The 25299-nt window shown below is 69.5% G+C and carries 19 protein-coding genes and 4 pseudogenes; 11 read left to right on the top strand and 12 right to left on the bottom strand.

Going from position 1 to position 25299, the window contains the following annotated elements; translation table 11 throughout:
- Positions 1-52: 52 nt before the first annotated feature.
- Both ACIRFH_RS28265 and ACIRFH_RS28260 read right to left on the bottom strand, forming a co-directional pair.
- Positions 53-1435, bottom strand: coding sequence for an L-serine ammonia-lyase (locus tag ACIRFH_RS28265; RefSeq protein WP_403526618.1), 1383 nt, complete (start codon positions 1433-1435; stop codon positions 53-55).
- Positions 1436-1572: 137 nt separating this feature from the next.
- Positions 1573-2985, bottom strand: a complete 1413-nt coding sequence (locus tag ACIRFH_RS28260) for an MFS transporter (protein WP_403526616.1) — start codon at positions 2983-2985, stop codon at positions 1573-1575.
- A 267-nt stretch (positions 2986-3252) separates the two neighbouring features.
- Here ACIRFH_RS28260 and ACIRFH_RS28255 point away from each other — a divergent pair, with 267 nt between their 5' ends.
- Positions 3253-4050, top strand: coding sequence for an IclR family transcriptional regulator (locus tag ACIRFH_RS28255; protein WP_403526613.1), 798 nt, complete (start codon positions 3253-3255; stop codon positions 4048-4050).
- 191 nt (positions 4051-4241) lie between these two features.
- On the opposite strand, the gene ACIRFH_RS28250 is transcribed toward ACIRFH_RS28255, so the two are convergent.
- The 3 genes and pseudogenes from ACIRFH_RS28250 to ACIRFH_RS28240 all read right to left on the bottom strand — a co-directional run bounded on the left by ACIRFH_RS28250 (position 4242) and on the right by ACIRFH_RS28240 (position 7718).
- Positions 4242-4793 carry a DDE-type integrase/transposase/recombinase gene (locus tag ACIRFH_RS28250; protein WP_403526610.1) on the bottom strand — a complete coding sequence of 184 codons (552 nt, stop codon included), beginning with the start codon at positions 4791-4793 and terminating at the stop codon, positions 4242-4244.
- 196 nt (positions 4794-4989) lie between these two features.
- Positions 4990-5391 (bottom strand): annotated as a pseudogene (locus ACIRFH_RS28245) (2,3-diaminopropionate biosynthesis protein SbnB); the annotation flags it as partial.
- Between the two features lie 74 nt (positions 5392-5465).
- A complete protein-coding gene (locus tag ACIRFH_RS28240) occupies positions 5466-7718 on the bottom strand; it encodes an MMPL family transporter (protein ID WP_403526607.1) in 2253 nt (750 codons plus the stop codon).
- 268 nt (positions 7719-7986) lie between these two features.
- Between ACIRFH_RS28240 and ACIRFH_RS28235 the strand changes: the two genes are divergently transcribed.
- The 4 genes and pseudogenes from ACIRFH_RS28235 to ACIRFH_RS28220 form a co-directional block, all read left to right on the top strand.
- Positions 7987-8487, top strand: coding sequence for an ATP-binding cassette domain-containing protein (locus ACIRFH_RS28235; protein ID WP_403526604.1), 501 nt, complete (start codon positions 7987-7989; stop codon positions 8485-8487).
- Positions 8445-8846: pseudogene (locus ACIRFH_RS28230) on the top strand (beta-ketoacyl-[acyl-carrier-protein] synthase family protein); the annotation flags it as partial. The gene ACIRFH_RS28235 and the pseudogene ACIRFH_RS28230, both read left to right, overlap by 43 nt.
- Positions 8847-9461: 615 nt before the next feature.
- Positions 9462-9875: a hypothetical protein gene (locus ACIRFH_RS28225; protein ID WP_403526601.1), complete on the top strand. Its 414-nt coding sequence runs from the start codon at positions 9462-9464 to the stop codon at positions 9873-9875.
- Positions 9860-10177 (top strand): annotated as a pseudogene (locus tag ACIRFH_RS28220) (NAD(P)-dependent oxidoreductase); the annotation flags it as partial. The gene ACIRFH_RS28225 and the pseudogene ACIRFH_RS28220, both read left to right, overlap by 16 nt.
- 146 nt (positions 10178-10323) lie before the next feature.
- Here ACIRFH_RS28220 and ACIRFH_RS28215 read toward each other — a convergent pair.
- Positions 10324-11352: a helix-turn-helix domain-containing protein gene (locus ACIRFH_RS28215; protein WP_403526598.1), complete on the bottom strand. Its 1029-nt coding sequence runs from the start codon at positions 11350-11352 to the stop codon at positions 10324-10326.
- Positions 11353-11495: 143 nt separating this feature from the next.
- On the opposite strand from ACIRFH_RS28215, the gene ACIRFH_RS28210 reads away from it, so the two are divergent.
- The 3 genes from ACIRFH_RS28210 to ACIRFH_RS28200 all read left to right on the top strand — a co-directional run bounded on the left by ACIRFH_RS28210 (position 11496) and on the right by ACIRFH_RS28200 (position 13560).
- Positions 11496-11738 (top strand): hypothetical protein, encoded by a 243-nt coding sequence (locus tag ACIRFH_RS28210; protein WP_403526596.1) that lies wholly within the window; start codon positions 11496-11498, stop codon positions 11736-11738.
- Between the two features lie 719 nt (positions 11739-12457).
- Entirely contained in the window at positions 12458-12973 is a 516-nt protein-coding gene (locus ACIRFH_RS28205; RefSeq protein ID WP_403526593.1) for a winged helix-turn-helix domain-containing protein, read from the top strand.
- The gene (locus ACIRFH_RS28200; RefSeq protein ID WP_403526590.1) at positions 12970-13560 is read left to right on the top strand and encodes a transposase; all 591 of its coding nucleotides are present in this window, start codon (positions 12970-12972) and stop codon (positions 13558-13560) included. Before ACIRFH_RS28205 ends, ACIRFH_RS28200 begins: the two co-directional genes overlap by 4 nt.
- Before the next feature lie 103 nt (positions 13561-13663).
- Here the strand turns inward: ACIRFH_RS28200 and ACIRFH_RS28195 are convergent, their stop codons facing one another.
- Together ACIRFH_RS28195 and ACIRFH_RS28190 are read right to left on the bottom strand one after the other, a co-directional pair.
- Positions 13664-15076, bottom strand: coding sequence for a hypothetical protein (locus tag ACIRFH_RS28195; RefSeq protein ID WP_403526587.1), 1413 nt, complete (start codon positions 15074-15076; stop codon positions 13664-13666).
- Between the two features lie 136 nt (positions 15077-15212).
- Positions 15213-15421: pseudogene (locus ACIRFH_RS28190) on the bottom strand (ATP-binding protein); the annotation flags it as partial.
- Positions 15422-16214: 793 nt separating this feature from the next.
- On the opposite strand from ACIRFH_RS28190, the gene ACIRFH_RS28185 reads away from it, so the two are divergent.
- The gene (locus ACIRFH_RS28185) at positions 16215-17456 is read left to right on the top strand and encodes an enolase C-terminal domain-like protein (protein ID WP_403526584.1); all 1242 of its coding nucleotides are present in this window, start codon (positions 16215-16217) and stop codon (positions 17454-17456) included.
- Between the two features lie 657 nt (positions 17457-18113).
- On the opposite strand, the gene ACIRFH_RS28180 is transcribed toward ACIRFH_RS28185, so the two are convergent.
- The 4 genes from ACIRFH_RS28180 to ACIRFH_RS28165 all read right to left on the bottom strand — a co-directional run bounded on the left by ACIRFH_RS28180 (position 18114) and on the right by ACIRFH_RS28165 (position 22639).
- Positions 18114-19355 (bottom strand): hypothetical protein, encoded by a 1242-nt coding sequence (locus ACIRFH_RS28180; protein ID WP_403526582.1) that lies wholly within the window; start codon positions 19353-19355, stop codon positions 18114-18116.
- Complete coding sequence (locus tag ACIRFH_RS28175) at positions 19352-20614, bottom strand: extracellular solute-binding protein (RefSeq protein ID WP_403526579.1); 1263 nt, start codon at positions 20612-20614, stop codon at positions 19352-19354. The genes ACIRFH_RS28180 and ACIRFH_RS28175 overlap by 4 nt, the downstream gene beginning before the upstream one ends.
- Before the next feature lie 247 nt (positions 20615-20861).
- Positions 20862-21686, bottom strand: coding sequence for a carbohydrate ABC transporter permease (locus tag ACIRFH_RS28170; RefSeq protein ID WP_403526577.1), 825 nt, complete (start codon positions 21684-21686; stop codon positions 20862-20864).
- A complete protein-coding gene (locus ACIRFH_RS28165) occupies positions 21686-22639 on the bottom strand; it encodes a carbohydrate ABC transporter permease (protein WP_403526575.1) in 954 nt (317 codons plus the stop codon). The genes ACIRFH_RS28170 and ACIRFH_RS28165 overlap by 1 nt, the downstream gene beginning before the upstream one ends.
- Positions 22640-22946: 307 nt before the next feature.
- Here ACIRFH_RS28165 and ACIRFH_RS28160 point away from each other — a divergent pair, with 307 nt between their 5' ends.
- Together ACIRFH_RS28160 and ACIRFH_RS28155 are read left to right on the top strand one after the other, a co-directional pair.
- Positions 22947-23996, top strand: a complete 1050-nt coding sequence (locus ACIRFH_RS28160) for a LacI family DNA-binding transcriptional regulator (protein WP_403526572.1) — start codon at positions 22947-22949, stop codon at positions 23994-23996.
- A 381-nt stretch (positions 23997-24377) separates the two neighbouring features.
- Entirely contained in the window at positions 24378-25193 is an 816-nt protein-coding gene (locus ACIRFH_RS28155; protein ID WP_403526569.1) for a hypothetical protein, read from the top strand.
- Positions 25194-25299 lie beyond the last annotated feature (106 nt).

The raw sequence follows: 25299 nt of genomic DNA, 5'->3' as shown, positions 1-25299 counted from the left end.
ACGAGCGTGAGCCCGGGCGCCGGCACGGCGTTGCGCCCCTGGACTCCCGTCCTCAGCATTCGATGACGTTGACCGCGAGCCCGCCGCGCGCCGTCTCCTTGTACTTGACCTTCATGTCGGCGCCGGTCTCCTTCATGGTCTTGATGACCTTGTCGAGGGACACCTTGTGCGAGCCGTCGCCGCGCATCGCCATCCGGGCGGCCGTGACCGCCTTGACCGCGGCCATGCCGTTGCGCTCGATGCACGGGATCTGGACGAGGCCGCCGACGGGGTCGCAGGTCAGGCCCAGGTTGTGTTCCATGCCGATCTCGGCGGCGTTCTCGACCTGCTCGGGGCTGCCGCCCAGCACCTCGGCGAGCGCGCCCGCCGCCATCGAGCAGGCGGAGCCGACCTCGCCCTGGCAGCCGACCTCGGCGCCGGAGATGGAGGCGTTCTCCTTGAACAGCATGCCGATCGCGCCGGCCGCCAGCAGGAAGCGGACCACGCCCTCCTCGTCGGCGCCGGGCACGAAGTTCATGTAGTAGTGCAGGACCGCCGGGATGATGCCCGCCGCGCCGTTCGTCGGCGCCGTGACGACCCGGCCGCCGGCCGCGTTCTCCTCGTTCACGGCCATCGCGTAGAGGGTCACCCACTCCATCGCGCGGAGCGCCGGATCACCCTCGCTGCGCATCGCCCGTGCCGCGGCGGCGGCGCGGCGGCGGACCTTCAGGCCGCCCGGCAGGATGCCCTCCCGGGACATGCCGCGGTCCACGCACGCCCGCATCACGCGCCAGATCTCCAGCAGACCCGCGCGGATCTCCTCCTCGGTGCGCCACGCCCGCTCGTTCTCCAGCATCAGTGCGGAGATCGACAGGCCCGTCTCCCGGGTCAGGCGCAGCAGCTCGTCGCCGGTGCGGAAGGGGTACTTCAGCACCGTGTCGTCGAGCACGATGCGGTCCGCGCCCACCGCGTCCTCGTCCACGACGAAGCCGCCGCCGACCGAGTAGTACGTCTTCTCCAGCAGCGGCTGCCCGTCCGCGTCGTACGCCCACAGCGTCATGCCGTTGGCGTGGTACGGCAGCGAACGCCGGCGGTGGAGAACCAGTTGGGTGTCGACGTCGAAGTCGATCTCGTGGTCCGGCCCGATCCCGGTACCGAGGAGGCGGATTCGCTTGGTACCGCGGATTCGCTCGACGTCCAGCTCGGCCCGGGCGACGTCGACCGTGTGCGGTTCGTTGCCCTCCAGGCCGAGCAGCACCGCCTTGGGGGTGCCGTGGCCGTGGCCGGTGGCGCCGAGCGAGCCGAACAACTCCGCCCGCACCGCGGCGGACCGGGCGAGCAGACCGTCCTCCTTCAGCCGGACGGCGAACATCCGGGCGGCTCGCATCGGGCCGACCGTGTGCGAGCTGGACGGACCGATGCCGATGGAGAACAGGTCGAAGACGCTGATTGCCACGCCATACTCCGTGAGGGGGGGAGGGAATTGCGAACATGCCGCGAGTACGTCCCGCGGGAGACGGTCGACGGAGGCCCCGCGACGACCGGTGAATGGTTTGCGGCAACGGCCGGCCCGGCCGCCCGGCGCGTACGGCGTCAGGACCGCTCGAGGTCGTTCTCCCGCACGTCGGCTCCGTGTTTCCCGTCGGCCGCCGAGGGCGGTGGCGAGCCGGCCGGGGCGGCACTGGTCTCCGCCAGCGTGCGACCCCGTGTCTCCTCGGCCCACGCCAGGGACACCACCCAGCCGACCAGGGTGATACCGGCGCCGATCAGCATGGTCGTGCCGACGCCCAGCCTGCTCAGGGAGATCGGCAGCAGGAAGGTGCCCGCGGCGGCGCCCATGCGGCTGATCGAGGTGGCCACGCCGCCCGCGGTGGCCCGGATGCCGGTGGGGAACAGCTCGTTGGGATAGGTCCACTCCAGTACCGTGGGGCCGCCGGAGAGCAGGGCGTAGGTACAGAAACAGGCGACGACCACCGCGACGGGAAGCGACTCCCCGCCGCCGAGCACCGCGAGCGGGATCACCATCAAGGCGAAGGACCACACGATGACGGGACGGCGCCCCACCCGGTCCACCAGACGCAGCGCGGGAAGACAGCCCAGCACGAACACGGCGCTGATCAGCGCCGAACCGAGGTTGCCGGCATTGCCCTCACCGAGACCGAAGGATCCCAGGATGGTCGGCCCGAAGGTGTACAGGGCGAACATCGGCGTGATCTGACACATGTAGAACAGCCCGCAGAACAGCGTCCGCCGCAGATGGACGCCCTGGAACAGGTCACGGAACCGGTGCCGTTCCACGGACCGTTCGGCGGCCGCCGCGGCGACCAGTTCATCGATCGGGACGGTACGGCCCAGGGCTCGCTCGATCGACTTCTGGGCATCGGCGGTGCGCCCCTTGTTCACCAGCCACAACGGCGACTCGGGTGTACCGATCCGCATCAGCAGGACCACCGCGCTCAGCAATGCTCCGGAGGCGAGCATCCACCGCCAGGTACCGGCGCCACCGATCTCGGCCATGACGTAACCGACCACATAGGCGGCCGCCGCACCGACGTACCAGGCGAGGATGAGGATTCCGAGCAACCGGCCGCGGTGCCGGTTCGGCACCCATTCAGCCAGCAGTGAGGTCGCGATGGGGTAGTCGGCTCCGATCGCCACGCCGAGGACGAAGCGCAGCACCACGAGCTGCCAGCCCTCGGTGGAGAACACCGACAGCACCGACACGCCGACCAGGATCATCAGGTCGATGGTGTACATCGCCTCACGGCCCAGCCTGTCGGTGGCGATACCGCCGAACAGCCCCCCGATGAAGATGCCGACCAGGGCGGCGGCGCCGATGAGGCTCTCCTCCCCGATGCTCAGGTTCAGCTCGTCGCTCATGCCGATCAGTGCGACACCGATGATGCTGAGCAGGTAACCGTCCAGGAACGGACCTCCGGCGCAGGCCCAGGTGAGTTTGCGATGGAACGTGTTCAGCGGCACCTCGTCGATGGCACTGATGGACATGTGAGCTCCCGGGCTGGGGGACGGGGAACTGTGCGGCTCACGACCGTGACCCTTTCGGCTGTACGGGTTCCGGGGACCCGTACCGGGACCGACCTGGGCGGTGCCATCACGGTGGACGCCTCACAACAGGGTTGCGCTTCAAAGAACGCGTTCCCTCAAGCGCAACGAAATATCCATTCCGTGGCGGCGTCAAGGCCACCCGCACAAGGTTTTGCACGTTCCTTCCACACCTCACAGGGCCTCGAAGACCAGTCGTATAGTTGCGCCATGGGCAACTACACGGCAGACGGCGAGGCATCGGGTGCCACGGCGGGCGGGGTGCAGTCCGTGGACCGCGCCGTCAGCGTCCTGGAGATCCTCGCTCAGCGCGCGGAGGCAGGCGTGAGCGAGGTTGCCGCCGAGCTCGACGTCCACAAGTCGACCGCTTTCCGCCTGCTCGGAGCACTCGAGGCGCGCGGGCTCGTCGAGCAGGCGACCGAGCGGGGCAAGTACCGGCTCGGTTTCGGGATCGTGCGCCTGGCGGGCGCGGTCACGGACCGTCTCGACCTCACCCAGCAGGGCCGGGCGGTGTGCGAGCGGCTCAGCGAGGAGATCGGCGAGACCGTCAACATCGCCGTCCTGCAAGAGCATTACGCGGTCAACCTGTACCAGGTGCGCGGCCCGGGCGCGATCGGTACCCACAACTGGGTCGGACAGCTCACGCCGTTGCACGCCACGTCCAGCGGCAAGGTCCTGCTGGCCCACCTGTCGGCGGAAGACCGCGCCGCGGCACTCACGGCGTCCGGGACGCGGAAGCTGACGCCGCACACGACAACCTCCGAGACCGCACTGGAGAAGGACCTCGCGGAGGCGCGGAAGCGCGGTTACGCGGTGACGTTGGAGGAACTCGAGATCGGGCTGCACGCCGTGGCGGCTCCGATCCGGTCCCACTCCGGTGAGGTCATCGCCGCCCTCAGCGCCTCCGGCCCCGCGTACCGCCTCACCGAGCAGCGTATCCACGAGCTGGCCCCCGTCCTGCTCAAAGGCGCCGAGGAGATCAGCCACCGCATGGGGTACGCCGGCTGAGCGACGGGCCCTGACAAAGCCTCCGGACGCGGCGGTGGGTGAATCAGGCGGACGACGGTTCCGCAGGACGTCTTCTGCTCCGGGGCCGGATCCGGCATCCTGCCCGGCTCTTCCTCGCCGCCGCGTCGGCCCACGACCGCTCGTCGAGCACGGTCATCACGTATTCCTCCCGTTTCACCGGGTCATCGACGTCAGAACGACGAAGGGCGGGTTGAACCGTTCCGGGTTCGATGGAGATCTCGGACGTTGGGTGTGATCTGGGGTTCCGTGGTTGCGAGGTAGTGGTTGTTCTCGTATTCGACCGGTGGGACGTGGCCTGTCCCACCGTGGAGTCGCCGGTGGTTGTACCGGTCGACGCACTCGGCGGTGGCGAGCTCGACGTCGGACAGCGTCTTCCAGGGCCGCCGGGGCTTGATCAGCTCGGTCTTGAACAGGCCGATCGTGCTCTCCGTCAGGGTGTTGTCGTGGGCGTCGCCGACCGGCCCGAGGGAGGCGGCGATGCCGGCGGCCTCCAGGTGGCCGGCGAGCCGGAAACTCGTGTACTGCGACCCGGCATCCGAGTGATGTGTCAACTCGCCAGGACGAACGGAGCGTTGGCCCCGGCCGCGTTGCCGCAGTGCCATCTCCAGGGCGTCCGGCGCGAAGACCGTCTCCTTCACGGTGGCCGCGGACCAGCCGACGATCCGGCGGGAGAAGGTGTCCACGACGAAGGCGACGTGGTCGACACCTGCCCAGGTCTTCATGTGGGTGAAGTCCGCGACCCGGCACCGGTTCGGGGCGCCGGCGACGAAGTCGCGGCCGAGGGGCCCGGTCGGCCTGGCCGCCGGGCAGCGTGGTGATCACGCGTCGGCCGCGGACGGCGCCGGCCTGCCGGCCGCGGGCCGCGAAGAACTCCAGAATGTTGCGGGCGATGATGCCGGCGCCGGCGACGGACGGCTTGCCGGCGGTGCGCCCGCCGGTCAGCCGATCCGCCGCGAAGAGCGCGGAGGCGGCCGTGCGGGCGGCGCTGATCTGCGAGGCCTCCAGGCAGGCGAAGGGGTGGCCCGTCTCGTAGTCGTTGAGCAGCGGGGCCGCGGACGCGCGGGGGATGCCGCGCCGGATGTCCGCCGGGAAGCTGCTGATCCACTTGGTGCCGGAGACGTCGGTGCCCAGGTGCGCGGGGAACGCGATGATGCGGGCGTCGGGCTTCTCGGGGAAGCGCAGGAAGCAGTTGTCGGGGGTGACCGAGTCGCCGGCGTGGTGGGCGAGGTGGGTGTCGCGGACGGCATCGGCGGTGTCCTGTCGCGAGGAGACGATGATCTCGCGCGCGGTCTTGCCGCCGATGACGCTGAACTCGTACACGGGTGAAGGCCCTTGGGAAATCGGTGGAGAGGAAAGAAGGGTGCGGTCCGCCCGGCCGGGCAGGCCTGGCCGGCTCAGCGCCCGGCGAGGGTGTGTTCGTTCTGCGCGGGCCCGGACCGCTGCGGGGCGGAGCGCTGGGCGGGGGTCGGGGCCGGCTCCTCCTCACCGTGCGAGAGCTGCGGCAGCCACGTCAGCCAGCCGGGCAGCCACCAGTTGGACCGGCCGAGCAGGACCATCACGGCGGGCAGCAGGACGGCGCGCACGAGCGTGGCGTCGAGCAGGACCGCCACGGCCAGGCCCACGCCCAGCTGCTTGAAGTCCTGCATGGACAGCGTGCCGAAGACCGCGAACACGGCCACCATGATCAGCCCGGCGCTGGTGACGACACCGGCGGTGGAGCGGATGCCGTGGGCGACGGCCGAGCGGTTGCCGGCGCCGCTGTCGTGGGCCTCGCGGATCCGGGAGACCACGAAGACGTGGTAGTCCATCGACAGGCCGAACAGGACCACGAAGACGAACAGCGGCATCCAGGACTCGACGGCGCCGACGGCGGTCGTCCCGACCAGGCCGTCGCCCCAGCCCTTCTGGAAGACGGCGGTCATGACGCCGTAGGCGGCCGCCACCGACAGGAGGTTGAGGAGGATCGACGTGATCGCGATGACCGGGGAGCGGAAGCAGAGCAGCATCAGCAGGAAGCTGATGCCCATCACGAAGGCGAAGACGGGCACGATCGACGACTTGAGCTGGTCGTTGTAGTCGGTGGAGAAGGCCAGGTCGCCGCCGACCGGCGCCCGGGCGGCGCCGTCCTTCTCCAGGGTGGCCGGGATGATCTCGTCGCGCAGCCGCTCCAGGGCGCGGACCGAGGTCGCGCCCCGGCCGTCGCCGGCGAGCGGCGCGTTGATCACGGCGATGTTCTCGTCCTTGTGGACGGTCACCTCGACGGGGTTCTTGACGTGGCCGGAGGCCAGCGCCTGCTTCTTGAAGTCGGCGATGGCGGCGGTGGCCGCGGCGGAGCCGATGTCGTCGGTCTCGAAGACGATCTGGGCCGGGGCGGGCGCGCCGGGGAAAACCTTCTCGATCCGCTTGGCCGTCTGCGCGGTGACGTTGTCGGCGGGCAGCAGCTGGTCGAAGCCCAGCTTCTCCGTCTTCATGGACAGCGCGGGCGAGGCGAGGGCGAGCAGGGCCGCGATGCCGACGACCGCGAACACGGCGGGCGCCTTCAGCACGGCGCCGAGCAGCCGGCCCGGCTTCTGGCCGGCGGCGCGCACCCGCGTCCTGCGGCGCAGGCCGGGGATCCGGCCGGCGTCGATGCGGTCGCCGAGCATCGCCATCACGGCGGGCAGCACCGTCATGGAGCCGAGGACCGCGATCAGCACGACCTCGATCGTGGCGACGGCGAAGCCCTCGAAGACGGTGAGGCCGGACAGGAACATGCCGGCCATGGCGACGGCCACGGTCAGGCCGGAGATCAGCACCGAGCGGCCGGAGGTCGCGGCCGCGATGCGCAGCGCGCTCTCCTTGTCGCGGCCGGCGGCGCGCTCCTCGCGCTCGCGGCGGATGTAGAACAGGCAGTAGTCGACGCCGACGGCGAGGCCCATGAGGAGCAGCACCGAGCTGGTCATCGAGTCGACGGGGACGAGCTGGCTGGACAGCGCGAGCAGGCCCATCGCGGCGACGCAGGCGGTGATCGCGAGGACCAGCGGCAGGACGGCGGCCACGAGCGCGCCGAACACGACGAGCAGGATGCCGAGGGCGACGGGCACGGCGGTGAACTCGGCGCGGGTGAAGTCCTCGCCGAGCGAGTCGTTGATGCCCTTGAGGCCGCTGGCGGCGCCGTACTGGCCCAGCGTCACGTCCGCGTGGGCGTCGTCGGCCTTCGCCAGCGCGTCGACGACCGGCTGGATGCGGTCGGCGGCCGTGTCCGGGTCGCCCTTCACGGCGAACTGGATCAGCGCGTCGTGCCGGTCCTGCGAGACGGCGCCGGTCCGGTAGGGGTCGCCGATGTTCTGCGCGAGGCGCGTGCCGTCCACGGCGGCGATGGCGTCGGTGACGGCCTTCTTGAACGCGGGGTCGTCGGCGGTCAGTCCGTCGCTGTGGACGAGGACCATCTCGGGCGCCGGGGTTTTGATGCCGGCGTCGACGAGGAGCCGGGCGGCGCGGCCCGACTCGCCCGTGCCGTAGTCGGCTTCGGTCAGGCTCTTCTGGCCCACCAGGCCGCCCAGCACCGTGAGCGCGATGACGGCGAAGAGCCATCCGAAAAGCGCGGTCCTGCGGTGCCGGGCGCTCCAGGCACCCAGCGAAGCCGCCAGATTTCGTTGCCTTGCCATTACCTCTCCCAATGGGACGTCTGTGCGGACCTTTGATCAGCCACGTTCCTCACGATAGGTATCCGGCGGGACCCGATTCCCCTGTCGAGCATGTCAGTTGGATGCCTCGGCAGGATCCTGCCAGCGCCCGCGGAACCCGGGGGCGGTTACGTTCCTTCTGCGCCACAGTCGTTCGGTCATTCACCCGTTCATGCGCTCGGTGCATTCAGCCGTACAGCGCATGCACGTCATGCACGTCATTCATCAGTGGTAGGAAAGGGGGGACTCCGTGAACACCGCGATCGAGGCCGACGGCCTGACGAAGCACTACGGCGGCCACCGCGCCCTGGACGGTGTGGGCCTGTCGGTCGAGGCGGGAACGGTGCTCGGTCTGCTCGGGCCCAACGGCGCGGGCAGGACCACCACGGTCCGCACGCTCGCCACCCTGCTGGAGCCCGACGCCGGCACGGATCGCGTCGCGGGCTTCGACGTCGTGCGGCAGCGGCGCGAGGTGCGCCGCCGGATCGGTCTCGCCGGGCAGTACGCCGCCGTCGATGAGCTTCTCACCGGCCGCGAGAACCTGGTCCTGCTCGGCGGGCTGCTGCGACTCGGCCGCGCCGGCGCACGGGCCCGGGCCGCCGGACTCCTCACGCAGTTCGAGCTGGAGGCCGCCGCGGACAAGCCCGTCAAGGAGTACTCGGGCGACCTGCGGCGACGCCTGGACCTGGCCGTGAGCCTGATCGGCGCGCCCTGGAGAACGCCTCCGTCAAACCGGAGGAGGTCGGCCTGATCTCCGCGCACGGCACCGGCACCCCGACCAACGACACCACCGAGGTCGCCGCCATCCGCCAGGTGTACGGGGACCGGCCGCCGCGCACCGTCGGCATCAAGGCGGTGATCGGCCACACCATGGGCGCGGCCAGCGCCCTGGGCGCCATCGCGTCGGCGCTCGCCGTCCGCCACGGGTTCGTCCCGCCGACGGCCGACCACCGCACCACCGACCCGGCCTGCGACGTCGACGTCGTCCCGAACGCGTCCCTACCCGCGGACGTGCGGATCGTGCAGAACAACGGCCTGGCCTTCGGCGGCAACAACGCCGTCGTCCTGCTCGGCCACCACGAAAGCCCCCGAGAGGAGTACGTCCGATGAGTACCGCGGTCGTCACCGCCTGGTCGGCCGTGTCGCCGTACGGCACCGGCCGCACCGCGCCGGCACGGTCCGCGACACCGGAGGAGTGGACGGCGCAGCCCGCCGCGACCGCCCGGATCGTCCCCGGCTTCGAGATCCGCGAGGCGCTCGGCCGGGCCGGCACCCGGGGCATGGACCGGCTCACCGGCCTCACCGCGTGGCGGTGCGCGAACTGCTCGCCGCCGGGCCTGCCGGGAACGAGGCACAGGCGCCGTCCGGCGCACCCCGGGCCGGGCCGGACGGCGACCTCGGCACCGGTGTCGTGCTCAGCACGGCGACCGGGAGCATCCAGGGGTTCATGGAGTTCACCAAGGCCCCCTCGAAGGCGACCGCCCCATCGACGTGCCGCCGTCGAAGGCGCCCAACACGGCGATGAACAGGTTCGCTTCGGACGGCGCGATCCACCACTCGCTCAAGGGCCCCCAACTCCACCGTCGCGGCCGGCCGGCTCTCGGGCCTCGTCGCCCTGGACCGCGCCCGTCGGCTGCTCGCCGACGGACGGGCCCGGCGGGTGCTCGCCGGCTCGGCCGAGGAGCACTCGGCGACCCGCGCCCACCTCACGCACGCAGCGGCGACGTGGTGTTCGGCGAGGGCTGTGTGCTGGTGCTCCTCGAAGCGGGCGACACCGCCACGGGCGAGCCGCTGGCCGAGATCCTGCCCGTCCACCACCGGGTGGCGCCGCGCGACGACGTCACGGAGGTCCTCACGGCGACGGTGCACGCCGCACTCGCGGAGGCGGGCGTCTCCCCCGGGGACGTCTGGGCAGCCCTGCCCGGCGACGCCCCCGGGACGGCGGGCGCGCAGGAGCGACGCGTGCACGAGGCCCTGTTCGACGCCCCGGTGCGCGGTCGCACGGCCTCCGTGGCGCTGCTCGGCGAGACCGCCGCGGCCACGGGCGCCTTCCAGCTCGCGGCACTGCTGTCCGAGCCCGGCGAGCCGGGCCGTCTCGCTCTGCTCACGACCACCGACCCGGACGGACGGTCGGCCTGATCGGCTTCGACGCCCTCCGGCGCGTACGGCCGGATCTGCGCCTCGTGAACGCGGCGCGCGGCGGCATCGTCGACGAGGGGGAGCTGTACGCGGTCCTGAAAGAGGGCCGGATCGCGGGCGCCGCCCTGGACGTCTACGCCCAGGAGCCCCGCACGGACTCCCCGCTGTCCGGCCTCGACAACGTGATCACGACACCGCGCCTGGGGGCGAGCACCCCCGAGGTGCAGGAACGGGCCGGCGCCCGGGCCGCCGAGTCCGTCCTGCTCGCGCTCGCGGGCATGCCCGTCCCCGACGCGGTCAACTCCCCGCGCGACGTACCGGCGCACACGCGGTGAGCCGCGTGGCGGTGGCCGGCGGGGGTGTCCGCGGGGCGGTGGGTCCCGTGCCCACCGCCCTCGGCGGCGTCGTCCGCGCGCCGTGGGGGCCCGGCATCCACAGGCGCCTCGGGTCAGGCTTCGCTCGCGTCGGCGCCGGCGTCGCTCTCGCCCGCGCCGCCGGGGCCCAGCCACCCGCGCTCCATGGCCAGTGCCCCCGCCTGAAAGCGGCTGCGTGCCCCGAGCCGCGCCATCAGATCGGCGGTGATACGCCGTCCCGTACGCACCGACACTCCCAGCTTGCGGGCGACCACATCATCGGTGTGGCCCTCGAAGAGGAGGTCGAGGACGGCCTGTTCCTGCGGGGCGAGCCCGTCAGGAGTCACCCTTCTGCTCCTGCCGAGCGGCTGAGCCTGTTCCCAGGTCTGCTGGAAGAGCGAGACCAGGGCGGTGACGACCCCCGCGCCCTGCAGCACCAGCACGCCCCGCGCGGCGGCCTCGGGGTCCGTGGGCACGATCGCGGCCCGGCGGTCGTAGATGATCATCCGCAGCGGCAGTTGGGGCAGCACCCGCACCTCGCCGCCGATGTCCTGCAGCCAGCGTGCGTAGGTCAGCGTCGCCGGGTCGTTGCGGACCGAGTCCAGGTAGATGTAGCGCACCTGCACACCGCGCTCGACGGCCGACTGGTCGAGCGGACGGGCCGCCTTCAGGGCCGCCGCCGTCTGGCCGCCGCGCGGCGCGAACACCTCGATCGTGCTCTCCGCGCCGTGGGCGAGCCGCTCGATCTGGGACGTGATGGCGTCGAGTCCGGCGTAACGGCGCACCTCGTCGGCCTGCGCGGCCTGGCCCTCGTCGTACTCGGTGAGCATCTGCGTGATGGCCAGCCGGGTCGCGGCGACGGCCTGCTGGCGCAGGGCCAGTTCCTGTTCCTGGCGGTGGAGGAGTCCGGCGAGCCCGAACTCCGGGTTGACCAGGCGGACTTTGTCCGGCTCCTCGGAGGATTCCTGCACCAGGGTGAACTCGGCCAGCCTGTCCAGAGTGGCCGTGGCCCGCTCGACGGGCCAGCCGAGCCCTTCCGCTATCTCCAGGACCCCCGCCCTGGGCCGTTTCAGCAATATCCGGTACACGGCCTCGGCGTCCGCATCGAGACCCAGTTGTCCCACAGCTCAACTCCCCCCAGAGATCCCCCAGCGGCCGCACGGTCAGAATCGCAGCCTTGTGGACTATCCCAGCCCAAAACGATCAGGAGCAACCTTACTCAGGGGTACGCGGTCCGATGCACAGAAAATTCGCGGGGACGCAACGCATGTTCCTGATGACGGCGACCGTACCCACCGGGGCGTGGCACGGCGAGCCCGCCCTCGACGTCCACATCCGCCAACTGATCGCGTCGGAGGAACAGTTGGAGCACATCCACATCCACCCCTCCGCCGACGGCGAAGCACGGCTGACGCTCTTCCTCGGACACCCGGACACCCGGACAGCATCGAGGCCGAGAGGGCGGCACCCCGGCTCGTGGCCCGCGCGCTGCCGGCGACCGCCCAGGTGACGGGCGAGCATAAAGCGCGGATCGATGGAGCTCTCGGCCCGCTCCTCCTCGTCGGACTGGTCCAGCTCACAGAGCGCTCCTTTGACGGCCTCGAGCCTCCTGGCAGACGAGGGTCGGTACACGGCGCCCTCGACGGCGACGAGCTCCGCCTTGCGAACGAAGAAGGCGCCGTACCCGAAACGGCCATCCGCTTACAGTCGCGAGCTGCGTGCGGCGCGCGGAAGGTGCATACCAGAGACTCGGCCGTTCTGATCTCCGGCCACCGCGGGCCGACCGGGTCCTGGGCCGTGCCGGTCGCTTGGGCACGAGCCACAGCACGCCGGTAGACGTCCTGGTCGCCGGGGGCCCATCCCGACCTGGCACGGCAACCGGTGCGCGCTCTGCATCGCGCGGCGCTGCTTGACCGGGGTGACGTCCGCGTAGAGGTAGCGGCCGGTCTCCGGGCCGGTGACCTGCGGCCACAGAAACCGCTCGGGGGCGCGGTCCGCCGGGCCGGCACCCCTGTAGGTGAGACCGTTCCGGCTCACCCGGAGCCGGGGAGGTGGACCCGCTGGTCGGACCGCATCACGATCGCGGGCTCCAGCCGGGGTCCGGACACCGGGCAGCGGGAGGCCTCGGCGTCCAGCAGCAGCGCGGGCATTATCCGTCTCCCTCGTCGACTACTGATCTTTTCGTAAGTTCGGTGGGTGTGGTGGCTGTGCGGGTGGGAGGCCGTCGGTATGGCTTATCGGCCTTCCCCTTCGGTTGCCGGCTCCTTCCTTCCTCCTTTGTCGCGGCCGCAGTTGGCGGAGGCGTGTCGTGTTCGGGCGGTCGGGTTGTTCGAGGACGGCGTCTCGAATGCGGAGATCGCGAGGGCGGTGGGGGTGTGTGCCGAGAGTGTGCGGCGTTGGCGACGGGTGTGGGAGCAAGGCGGTGCTTCGGCCCTGCGGCGGCGGGCAGCCACCGGATGCCCACCCAAGCTGGACGACACCCAGGTCGAGATGGTGCGGGCCGCGTTGGAGCGAGGTGCCCAGGCTCATGGTTTCGAGGCCGGCCTGTGGACCCTGGAACGAGTCGGCGCGGTCGTCACCCGGACAACCGGGGTGGTGTTGCCGAGGGCGTCGGTGTGGCGGCTGCTGACCGGAGGGCTGGGACGGAGTCTGCAGCGGCCCGAGCGGCGGGCGGTCGAGCGGGACGAACCGGAGATCGCCCGCTGGATCGCGCACGAGTGGCCGCGCATCAAGAAGGGGCCGTGAACACACGTGCCTGGATCGTCTTCCTCGACGAATCAGGTGTCTCCCCGCTTCCTCGGATCCGCCGCGCCTCCTCGCCCCGGGGGCAGACTCCGCTCCTGCGGCACCGCCTGGACCGGAAGCGTGCGTCGATGGCCGGGGCCTTGGGATACCACTCCACCGACCCCGATCGCGGGGCCCGCCCGTGCTTCCCCCTCAAGCCCGGCGGCTACGACACCGCCACCCTCATCGAGGTCCTGGAGCAGATGAAGGTGTTCTACCGCGGCGAGCGAGTGGTCCTGGTCCGGGACGGCCGGTCCGCCCACTGGAGCCGGGCGATGCGGGCCCGGGCCGACGAACAGGACCGGCTCACCCTGGAACGATCACCCGCCTACGCTCCCGAGCCGAACCCGGTGGGACTGCTGTGGTCCTCACTCAAGAAGCGTGAACTCGCCAACCTCGCCGGCGACCACCTCGCCGATGCCGCCGACGCCACCGAGCAAGGCATCCACCGCATCACCACCAACCCCCGACTGCCATGGTCATTCCTCACCCATACCGGCCTGACCATCCACCCACCACACCCACCGAACGTACGAAAAGATCAGTAGGCGTGCGCGGTGGGCAGCAGCAACCGTTGGCGGAACCCTACCGCAAGCACTCACGGGTACCCTCTCAGTGCGGCAGACCCGGCGTGCGTCGCTGCGGACGGTTCTACTCTTCCATTTCCTGTGATCGCCCCAGACCCATGCCGGCCATGTTCAGCTCCTGCGTGGGATGCGCTCCAGACGCTTCAGGTTCATTCTCCGATTCGGAGTCCGTGCCATGATCCCACGGCTTCCCGGACGGAGTTTTGTGGTCCCGGCACAGAGTGATACTTGTTCCGCCTGCCGCCCGGACAGCGATGTGGATCTGCTTCGCCAGCGCCTTGAGATTTCCAATATCGGCGAGCTTGGCTTCATCAACGGTTCCCTGCCAAGCATTCTTACTGAACCAGGCCGCCCCCACTGTTGTGGGTGTGATGTCATGATGCTTTGCGTACAGGGCGAGATAGCAGCCAACGCAGGGGCGTTTGACGCCTGCGGTGTTGTCGGGCTTGACCATCGGCCGATCCTCGCCCGGGTGCTGCTTGGCAAGGTGCTCATCGATGCGCCGTTCCGCGTGGTGGCCGTCATCCTCGTGAGCGGCGGGCACATCGACGGTGCGCCCCCGGAGATCGGCAAGTTCCGGCCAGCGATCTGCCGCCTTCTTGGCCGCGTACTCCGGGTCGTCCTTAGACAGGACCTCGGGATCCGCCAACCGTTCACGAGCGTGGCGCTCGTGGCGCTTCTCGCGGTCACTTCCCGCCTTGTCCGCCTTCACCTCCATCTCCAGAAGCGCGCCTACGAATTCACGAACGGTCTTGTGTTCGTCAGCTAGTTTCTTCAGCTGGGCATTGACAGAGTTGATGTTCGAAGAAATGTAGAGCTTTCCGGCTTCGGCAAGACTCGCCTGCACCTCGACGCCGCTCGCATGACGGCGGAGGGCTGTCGTAGCGATCCAGCGGATGGCCCGCAGCGGCTTGTTATCGAAGACCCTCGCCGGGCGTTCGTTGGAAGCCCCACCATAGATCTTTTCCGCCGCATGTGAGAGCTTCTGCTTGGGAGTGGCACCCTCCTTCCGGATCGGCAGATGCAGCGTGAGGCTCGCATGGGCGCCATAACTCTCCCACCCGTACTCGTCCACCAGGATCTTGGCGACCGGGCGCATGAGCGCGTAGGGGACGGTGTCTTCGTTGAAACCGCCCCTGGAGGAAGTGTCGGTCTTCCGCTTCTTCGTGTTGGCACGCTGCACGGGGGGCATGCCGGGTGTCGCCCGAGACGCCGTCGGTCGCCACCGCTTCCCGGCGCCGTCCACGGACCGCTGCACCGCGGAGCCGGCATCGTGCCGGTGCTGTTCCTGTGCCCATGGGTGGCCGCTCTGGCGGAGGATCTGGAGGAAAGCCGCGTTGCCCGCGCTGCGTTGCAGCGGCAGCGATCCAGGCGACGCGGAGATCGCATGACGTCCACCCACGGCTGCCGCGCCTCCGACCCGCCTCCGGCCCACCTCCTGCTCCTCGCCCCTTCCGTCATTCATGCGGGTCCGCATGAGTACCTCCTTCTCTCGGCCATCCGCCTAAAATTCCTTTCTATACGAGCCCCCGCCGCCCGTTCAGGTCCATGAGGGCAGGCTCGGGCCTCCGGAAGGCAGAACGGGCGGGACTGCCCGGGCAGCGGCGGGCCGATCAGCGCGGCATGAGGTCCAGCTCGGCCCGGATCGTCTTGCCGGGGAGGGCGACGCCCTGCCCGACCCGGTCGGCCACCTCCCAACGGTCGGCGAGCGCCTCGACCAGCAGCAGGCCCCGTCCGCTCTCGTCGAGGAGTGCGGGGCCTCTCGTCTCTCCGCGTTTGAGGGCCGGCGTTCGGCCCGGGTGTCGGAGACCTCGATACGGAGGAACGCATACGTGCCTCTACGTCTTTCGTCAAGCGAGGCGTGGAGGGCGCTTCCCCCTCCGCGTCGACTTCGGCGTCAGTCGGCAAGGCAGATCTCAACGCGGTGGAGTACCGGTGGGCGGGTCTCACAGAGCAAGAGCAGCAGCGCGTTTGTGCATACGCGGATAACGGTGATGGGAACGCCGACATGGCTGGCGCGCTGGAGCAACTCCGAGAGTACGACTACAGCGAGGCTGAAGCCGCAGAGATGCTGCCGTACGTAGTGAGCGAATGCATCTGACGCGACCAGGGCAATTGGGGTAAAGGGGGCGACTGGAGGCGGTGACATCAACCCGGCTCCGCCCGCTGTCGGTGACGGGTAGCGCGCTGTATCGGTGACAACTACGGTGCTTCATCCACCAGAAGCCGCAGCTCAGCGGATCGCGATGGTGGCGGGCGCCACGCTACCCCGGGTACGCCGTGGTGCACTCCTTGCTGGCCCGTCTCGACGCCCCGGCGATGCCCTCCATGTTTTCGCTGCGACAAGTCCTTCTTGACCACGCCGTACCAGGGCTGTGGAGACTTCCGTATCGACGGCTCCCCGCCCCGTCCAGGGCTGCATCCGTCGGTCATCCTCAGGAGCCCCGGGCCCCTTGACGGCGGGAATGAATCGTTCCTAACGTATTCCCGCCAAGTCGAGAATCTGAACTTCAGACACATACATGAATGTCCTGAGGTTTCCCTCATCCCAGGGCCCGCCCGGCCCGTGCCCGACAACGTTGTCCCACGCCCCGACGCGTCTCCCTGGAGAGTTCATGAAGATTGTCGACGTCGTAGTCACCCCGATCGCCTTCGAGGACCCGCCGCTGCTGAACAGCACCGGCGTACACGAGCCACTGGTCCTGCGCTGCGTGGTGCAGCTCCGACTGGAGAACGGCATCGTGGGCCTGGGGGAGTGCCCCGGAGGCGCGGCGGAGAACAGTCGGCTCCTGACCGCTGCTCAGCACCTGCGAGGCCTCGACGTCTTCGCCACCACCGCGGCGCGCCAGGCCGTCCACCGGGCGCTGGCCGGCACCACCACCCGCGTCGAGGAACGCGACGCGGCCTGGGCGCCGCTGGAGGTAGCGGCACTGGACGCCCAGGGGAAACTCGTCGGCCGGCCGGTGAGTGACCTCCTGGGAGGCGCCGTACGTGAAGCGGTGCCCTTCAGCGCCTACCTCTTCTACAAATGGGCCGAGCACCCGGCCCTGGACGGCCGCCCCGCACGCTCCGACCTCTGGGGTCCCGCCCTCGATCCGGACGGGATCGTTCGGCAGGCCCGCCGCATGATCGACGCGTACGGGTTCGGCTCGCTGAAACTCAAAGGCGGCGTCTTCCCTCCCGCCGACGAGATCGCAGCCGTCCAAGCACTGGCCCACGCCTTTCCCGACCTGCCCCTGCGCATCGACCCCAATGCCGCCTGGAGCGTGGCCACCGCGCAGCAGGCGGCCCGCGAACTGGCCGATGTGCTGGAATACCTTGAGGACCCCGCCCCCGGCATCGAGGGCATGGCCCAGGTCGCCCAGTCGACCAGGCTCCCGCTCGCCACGAACATGGTCGTCTCGAACCTGTCCCACATCCGTCCCGCGGTGGAACAGGACGCCGTCCAGATTCTCCTGCTCGACCACCACCTCTGGGGCGGTCTCCGACGCAGCCACGACCTCGCTTTGCTGTGCCAGGCTTTTGGCATCGGCCTGTCGATGCACTCCAACTCCCACCTCGGCATCAGCCTCGCCGCGATGGTGCACCTGGCCGCGTCCGTGCCGGAACTCACCTACGCGTGCGACACCCACCACCCCTGGAACGCAGCGAGCGACGTGATCCGCCCGGGAGCAGTGCGCTTCGTCGACGGAAGCGTGCCCGTGCCCACCGGACCCGGCCTGGGTGTCGAACTCGACGAGGACGCGCTGACCCGGCTGCACCAGGCCTACCTGGACTCCGGCCGCGAGTGCCGCGACGACACCGGGTACATGCGCCGTGTCGTGCCCGACTACGACGCCACGCTGCCCCGCTGGTAACCGGAAGCAGCCCCCTGCCCGCCGTTGCCGAAGGTCCGGCCGTTGCCGTGACGGGATCGGCGGCGGTGGGGCGAGCCCTGTCCGCGGGGTCCGCTGCTGGACGGCGGCGCAAGTCGGTCCAGCCGATGGCCGAACGTCCGCCGGACAGGACGGGAACGCGGGGCCCTGCGGCAGTTCGTGCACCAGTGGCTGTGGGATGCGTTTCCGATGCGGCGGCGGATCGCCGAGCGGCTGTACGAGGCGGTCACCCCGAGGCGCGGGTGGCCGACGACATGTCGTTCCCCAGGCGCGGCACCGCGTCCCGCCCCTTGGACGGGACGTTGTATCCGCCACGACGGATGCCCCCCGGGCCGTTGCCGAGAGGCAGGAGCGCCGGACGCCACCGCCCACCGGGAGAAGCGGCGCCTGGCGCTCGGCCCGCTCGCCACACTCGCCGCGTGGTAGCTCAAGAAGCTGGTCGTGCCTGACGAAGACGGCTACGGCGTCCCCACTCCTTCCGGCTTCATCTCGAACAGCGCGGGTTGTCCTACGCCCTGTCCCCGGCCGGCCGCCCGTCTGGAGGACGCTCGGCCGCACCGGCCCGCTTACGGCGAGTTGGGGCCGCCGAGTGTCGCAGAGGCTCGGCGCCGGGTACGCCGGCGTCGAGCACATCGTCCGTCAGCGGCAATCGGCCTTCCTCACCACCTCCAGAGTCATGGACAACTCGGGCTCCGGGATGAAGTGGCCGAAGGTGTCGTTGGCGAAGAAGCAGACGCCACCCACCGCGTCTGCGTGTGCGGACAGCACCTCCCGTTGGTAGGAGTAGGTGCGCCGGTCGTCGAGGTATGTGCGGTACCAGTACCAGGGGTCCACGAAGTCAAGTCCGAGCAACAACCGAGGTCCGTCCAGCGCGGCCTTGCTCAGCAGGTTGGGCACGATCTCGGTGCGTTCCACCAGCACGGCGAAGGTGCTGATCAGGATGGCATCGAGTGAACGGTAGGCGGTGTCGGTCATGCCCCAGGCCCACCGCTCCACCTCGGCTCGCCAGTAGGTGTCCATCCAGTAGACCTGCCGCTGCCCCATGGCCTCGCGCAGGCGTAGGAAGAACCGTTCGATCCCGGCCGTCCGCTCCGTCGTGGGCGGCGGGGCGTTGTCCGGATGCCAGAAGCCGACCAGGCCGAACTGATTGCCGAGCATGACGCCGTCCAGCCCGAAGTCGGCGGCGAACGCGGCCGTCTGGTCGGCGACGAAGTCCCCGGCCCGCAACCCACCGGGTATGCCTGCGGGGAAGGCTGCGTAGGGCCGGTCATCGGCACTGAGCGCGGCCGTCACATCGATCACGCCGGCCACCAGATGCCCGCCGGCGTCGGCGGTGCCGGTGGCCACCTCCGGGTGCCGCACCGTCTTCCACTCGCTGTTGCAGAACTCGGGCCCGGGTTCGAGGTACTCCAGCAGTTTCACCGTGAGCCCGCGTCGCGTGGCCTCCGCGCGAATGGCCGCGTAGATCGCGTCCAGCGTGCGGTAGTCCATCGGCTGCTCGGAGAGGGTGAACATCGGCCCGGCCGAGTACGGGTTGGCCGAGCGCTCACCCCCGTCGCGCACCCGGGCCAGCCAGTCCCGGTTGTGCGCTCTGGCGCTGGCGGACGGGCCGCCGGGAGCGAGCGCGAAGCAGTTGTAGCGGGCCCAGTCGAAGCAGTCGCCCCATGCCTGGCGACCCGCGTAGTTCAGGATGTGGTCGCCGTTGCCCGCGCAGAAGACCACCGTGACCGGCCGGTCGGCCATCCAGTCGGCGTGGTGGTCGAAGAACGCGGCCACGCCGGGCGCCGGGTCGAGCAGGTCGTCAAAGATCTTGGGTGTGATCCACAGGCATGCCTCCCGCGCGGTCACGGCCGGGTCCGCGGTAACGGTCGCGACGGTCACTTGGCCTCACCGAACGCCTTGTCCATACGGTCGAGCAACGTCGACACGTTGATCGTTCCGTTGAACAACTCTTGGGTCGAGGTCAGGTGCTCCTGCTGGACCTTCGCGTTCGGCCAGGACTGGTCGGGGTAGACAGTGGACTTCTTCGTCTCGACCGCGTTGAGCACCGGCCGCTGCAACGCGTCGGGCTTGAAGGAGGGGCTGGAGAGCGCGGGACTGCTCCCGGACTCGGTCGCGTACAGGTTCTGTCCCTCCGGCGAGGCGAGGAACGCCATGAACTTCTTGGCCAGGGCCGGGTTCTTGGCCTTGGCGTTGATCCCGTACGTGATCCCGACCGACACCGGCAGGTAGGTACTGCCGGCCTGGTCGGTCGCAGGGAACGGAGTCATCGAGAACGTGGTGCCCTGGGGTGCGAACGTGCGGGCCGACTCCACCGCGGACACCACGTGCACGGCGCCCAAGGCCTTGCCCTGACCGAGCATCTGCATCTGCTCGTCATATCCGACACCGTTGGGACTGTCGTTGAAACAACCCGCGTCCCGCATCTCCAACTCCTTGTCGACGGCCTCCTTCCAAGCCGACTTCGCGAAGGTGGCCTTGCCGTCCTTCTGCTTCTGGGTGAAGCCGGGGTCGGGACCGTAGACGAGGGAAGAGGCCAGGGAATACGGCAGCAACTGGGCGACCCAGGCGGACTTGAGACCGAGCGCGAACGGCACGACATCCTTGGCTCGGGCGTCCTCGCAGAAGGCCAGCACCTCGCTCCACGTCGTGGGCTTGTCCAGGCCGCTCTTGGCCAGTGCCCGGTCGTTCCAGATCGCGCCGATGGCGCCGACCGTCACGGGCACGGCCCTGACCTTGCCCTCGGAGTCGCTGGTGACTGCCTTGAGGTCGGCGCTCATGCCGGGTGCCCAGCTCTCGCCGGACAGGTCCATCATCATGCCGTCCTCGGCCAGGTCGCGTACGGCCATGGTGCTGCCACCGCCCGGCCATATGCGAAACACGTCGGGTGCCGTTCCCGAGGACAGCTGGGTCCGCAGTTGCTGCTGGTAGGAGGCATCGTCCTGGGCGTACGTCGTCTTCACCTCGACCCCGGGATTGGCCTTCTCGAAGGCCTTGACCGCAGCCTCGGCCGGGCCCTGGCCCGCGGCGGCCAGCGTGAGCACCTGCCCCGTCGCACTGCCGCCATCCCCTGAGGTCGAGCAACCGCTGGCGGTCAGGGCGAGGAGACATACGGACGCGAACGCTGTGGTCGATCTCATGAGAACCTCCGGTTGCTTTCGTTGAGTCCCGGCACGACTGGTGCCGCGGCAGGCGACGTTCGCCCGGTATGGAGCGGCGTCCGGTGCGTGCTCTGGGGGTCCCCCCCCGGCCGGAGGCTGGGGGAGTGCCGGCCGGAAGCCCTCGTACCGGACGTACTCGGGCTTCCGGCCGGTGCGGCGAGTGGGGCACCCCCTTTGGGGGAGCGTGCCGGGCGTCGCGACGGGGCGAACGGCGCCTGTTGCGGCACTAGCCTTTGAGCCCGCCGGCGAAGCCCTTGATGATGTGCTTCTGCAGCGCGAAGTAGAGGATCAGAATGGGGATCACGCTGATCACCAGACCAGCGAAGATGAGCGGCCACTGGGACATGAACTGGCCGACGAAGCCGTAGACCGCCACCGGTGCGGTGGTGTTGCCGCTGCCTCCCAGGTACAGCAGTGGAGTGAAGAACTCGTTCCAGATACCGACCGCGTTGAGGATCACCACGGTGCCGGTGACCGGACGCAGCAGAGGAAACACCACGGTGGTGAAGGACCGCAGCGGGCCGCATCCGTCGAGCAGCGCGGCCTCTTCGTAGTCGAGCGGCATCTCGCGCAGGAACATCGTGTAGAGGAAGACGGAGAACGGCATCTGCTGCCCGACGTTGATCAGGATCACCGACCAGAGGGAGCCGAGCAGGCCGAGGTCACGCATGGTGGCGTACAGCGGGAGCAGCGCCAGCTGCGCGGGAAGGAGCAGGCCGCCGATGAAGAAGAAGAACGTCCAGCGGGACCATCCTCGGGTCACGCGCGCCAGGGGGTAGGCGGCCATCGCCGCGAAGGCGACGATCAGGACGACGCTGAGAGCCGTGACGAGGAAGCTGTTGGCCAGCGCCGGGCCGAGAGCGGCCTGGTTCCAGGCCGTCGCGTAGTTGTCGAAGGTGGGCGGGAACGCGAAGCTCAAGGTGCTGGTCTGGCTGTTCTGCGGTTTCAGCGACACGTTGAGCAGGCCGGCGATGGGCATGAGGAACAGCAGCGCGAGCAGTATCAGGCTCATCTCGCGCAGCAGGGTCCGCCAGGTGTACCGCGCGTGCATCAGGAGACCTTCCTCTGCGAGAGGCGGAACTGGACAGCGGCCAGCACCGCGATGACCATGGTCATGACGACGGCCAGCGTGATCGAGAAGGGGAAGTCACCGGTCGTGAAGGCGCTCTTGTAGATGGCCGTCGAGATCGTCTCGGTCGCTGCCCCGGGGCCGCCTCCGGTCATGGCCATGACTTGGTCGAACTGCTTGAGCCCACCGATCAGGGTGAGCATCACGTTGATCACGATCGCGCTGTTGAGCAGCGGCAGCACCACACGGCGGAACTTGTCCCAGGGCCCGGCCCCGTCGATCGTCGCCGCCTCCAGCAGTTCGGCGGGGATCGCTTGCAGGCCGGCCAAGTAGATCACCATGGAGTAGCCGGCGAACTGCCAGACGATCTGCAGGGCGATCGCGTACAGCGCGGTCTCCGGGTCGCCGAGCCAGTCGTGCGCGAGGCCGTCCATCCCCACGCTTCGCAGCGCCTCGTTGATCGCTCCGTTGGGCGAGAGCAGGAAGCTCCACACATATCCGGCGACCAGGGGCGTGAGCACCACCGGCGCGAAGAAGACGACTCGGAGCAGATAGCGGCTTTTGACCATGCTGTTCACGCCGAGGGCGAGCAGTAGCCCGACGACATTCTGGGCGACCATGGTCACCACCGCCAGGACCAGGGTGTTGATCAGCGCGTCCTGTGCGGTGCGGTCCGAGAAGACTGCGGCGTAGTTGTCCGCTCCGACGAGCGACCAGTCGGCGCGCAGGCCGTTCCAGTCGGTGAAGGAGAACACCGCGCCGCGCGCGCTGGGCACGACGACGACGAATAGGTAGATCGCGATCGCCGGCACGATGAACCACCAGGGAGCGCGGACCCCGACGCCGCGCCGGGCCTTGCCCTTCTCGCCACGAGGCGAAACGGATGCAGGTTCGCGCAGGTCAGGCGATGCCTTCGTGGAGTAGTGCACTGCCACGTGTGGACTCCTGTCGCAGGTGCAGTGAGGTACGTCCTGACAGGCGCGTGGACACGATCCGGCCGGACGTGAGCAGATGGGGAGGGGTTTCAGCCAAGTTCAACCGTGAATCGATTCACAACGTGTCGGGCACGCTACGACCTGGCCGACGAGGATGTCAATGGTGTTGCCGGAAGCTCGATGACGCCGTCGTGACAGGCGTTCCCGAGGCTCGAGGACGCCGTCGTGATTCCATTCACAGGTGCGCTAGCCTGGCTCGCGCCGCCGCGCCGGGAGGAGCCCGATGAGTACTGCTGGGAGGAAGCCGATGCCCTCTGGATCAGCGTCGAAGAAGGCCGCCTCCGCCGCCACGGTCGGCGATGTCGCATCGCGCGCCGGAGTCTCCCGGGCCACCGTCTCCTACACCTTCACGCAGCCCAGCCGCGTCTCCCCGGACCTGCGCACACGAGTACTCGCCGCAGCCGAAGAACTCGGCTACGTGGGCAACGACGCGGCGCGGCGTCTGCGGGTCGGCCACAGCCTGGCACTCGGACTGCTCGTCTCCAGCATGGGCAACCCGATCTACGCTGAGATCGCGGCCGGAGCGGAGGCCGAGGCCGCCGCACACGGCCGTTTCGTCCTGGTGGCCAACAGCGATGAGGATCTCGCGCGCGAGCGGGCCTACGTCAACTTCTTCGAGTCCCAGCAGGTGAGCGGCATCGTCGCGGCCCCGGTCGGCGACGTACCCGCGGAACTGCTCGGGCTGCGGGACCGGGGCACCCCGTTCGTCCTCGTCGGCTCCGCGCCCGGCCGGCACAGCTATCCGGCGATCTCGGGCAACAACGAGCAAGGCGGCTATCTGGCGGCCTCGCACCTGCTCGCACAGGGCCGCCGGCGCCTGATCTTCATCGGCGGTGCGCACCCTCACGTCGACCTCCGGCTGACCGGGGTCAGGCGGGCGGTCGAGGAGTCGCCGGAGCCGGTGGCGCTGGAGATCGTCCGGACCAGGGTGCAGACCGCGAAGGTGGGCGAGGAAGCCGCACGCACGCTGCTCCGGCGCCCGGCGATCGAGATCCCCGACGGCATCGTCGCGGGAAACGACCTGCTCGCCCTGGGGTTGCTGCACCGGCTGATCACAGGCGGGGTCCGGGTGCCCGAGGACCTCTCCCTGGTCGGTTACGACGACATCGAGTTCGCCGACTTCGCGATCGTGCCGCTCACGACCATTCGCCACCCGTCCGCCGCGCTGGGGGCCAGTGCCGTCCGGATCCTGCTCGGCCTGGAGAGCGAAGGAGAGGCGGAGGGGCGCTTCGAGCCGGAGTTGGTGGTCCGGGCGTCCTCCCTTCCCCTCACGGAGGGCAGCGCGCAACACCGTTGACATGGCTGTGGCGCCGTCACTACCCTCCACCCACGCCGTGAATCCATTCACGGCAGGTAAGGCCGCGGTCGCTCACCGCACAGTGAGGCGCGACCACGGGATCGAAACGTCCCCCACTCCCACGACGGCCGCCGGATCACCGCGTTGTCCGCAACGACCGCGACCGCGTGAAGAGGCGGGGGCCGCCCGCACACCTCGTTGCCGCGCCGCCCGTCTCTTCTCCGCAGGTCACTGAGCAGGTGCTCGTTGCGACACACCCCCCCGGTCACCCCGGGACACGTCTCCCCAGGAACGAGGCACGACGTGAACCTGAGAGTCCCTCCTCTGCCACGCTCGGCTCCTCTCTCCCGCCTGCTTGCGGTCGCCGCTCTCATCCTTGCGATGGCGGCCGTCCTCCTCACACCTCGTACCGCCGACGCCGCGGTCGCCGACACGTCCATCTACCCGGTTCAATCGATCTACCCGTTGTCGGCCGATTACCGCCTGACCGTCAACGGCCGCAACGTTCCGGTGCAGAGGAACGCCGGCTACAACGGCTACCAGGGCTATGACACCGCTCAGTTCGCGATGGGCGACGGTGATGCCACCTTGGCGGTCACGAAGGTCAACAACACGAACATCGGCGCATACAGCATCAGCCCGCGGAAACTGGGGATCACCGGTTCCGTCAGCGGTCCCACCCTGACCTTCACCGTGCACGACAACGCCTACCTGATCGTCAAGGTCGACGGTCGGCCCGATCTCGTCATCGCGATCGACCCGGGCGAGACCAGCCGGGGCGTCGCTGACGTCGGGCAGCGGCGCTGCGGACGTCTTCCGCTTGCTCAGCTGAAGGTTGGGCGCTGTCGAAACCAGGCAGACAGTCCCTTCGGTGGGCAGAACGGGCGCCGCCCCCGGCCAGGCGGCGAACTCGTCACTTGGCCGGGGGCGGTCTCGTTTTTTTGGGGGGTGGACAGACCAGCACGTCGAGCAAACGACGTGGGTCAACGCGACAGACGGCGGCCGTTCCCCGCGCTTGTGGACTCAGGTGCGGGACAGCACGTTGAGTGTCCACTTCTGGTAGTTTCCGCCGTTGCATGCCAGGGGGTAGGCCTCACCGGCCCCGTTGCTGTCCAGACACCGATCGGTATAGAGGGCGCTGCGTCGGGAGTCGCCGTCCTTGATCCACCTAAAGTATTCGGAGTCACCGCAATCTGAGTGGACGTTAAGTCCGATCTTCCCTGGTTCGTGATCGCTCGATCGTGGTACTGATGGCTGCGCGGGACATGCGATGAGCATGTCCATGCTGAGATGTCGGCATGGA

This window comes from Streptomyces sp. NPDC093586, assembly GCF_044764905.1.
GTDB lineage: Bacteria > Actinomycetota > Actinomycetes > Streptomycetales > Streptomycetaceae > Streptomyces.
This window is presented reverse-complemented; position numbering and strand designations above follow the sequence as displayed.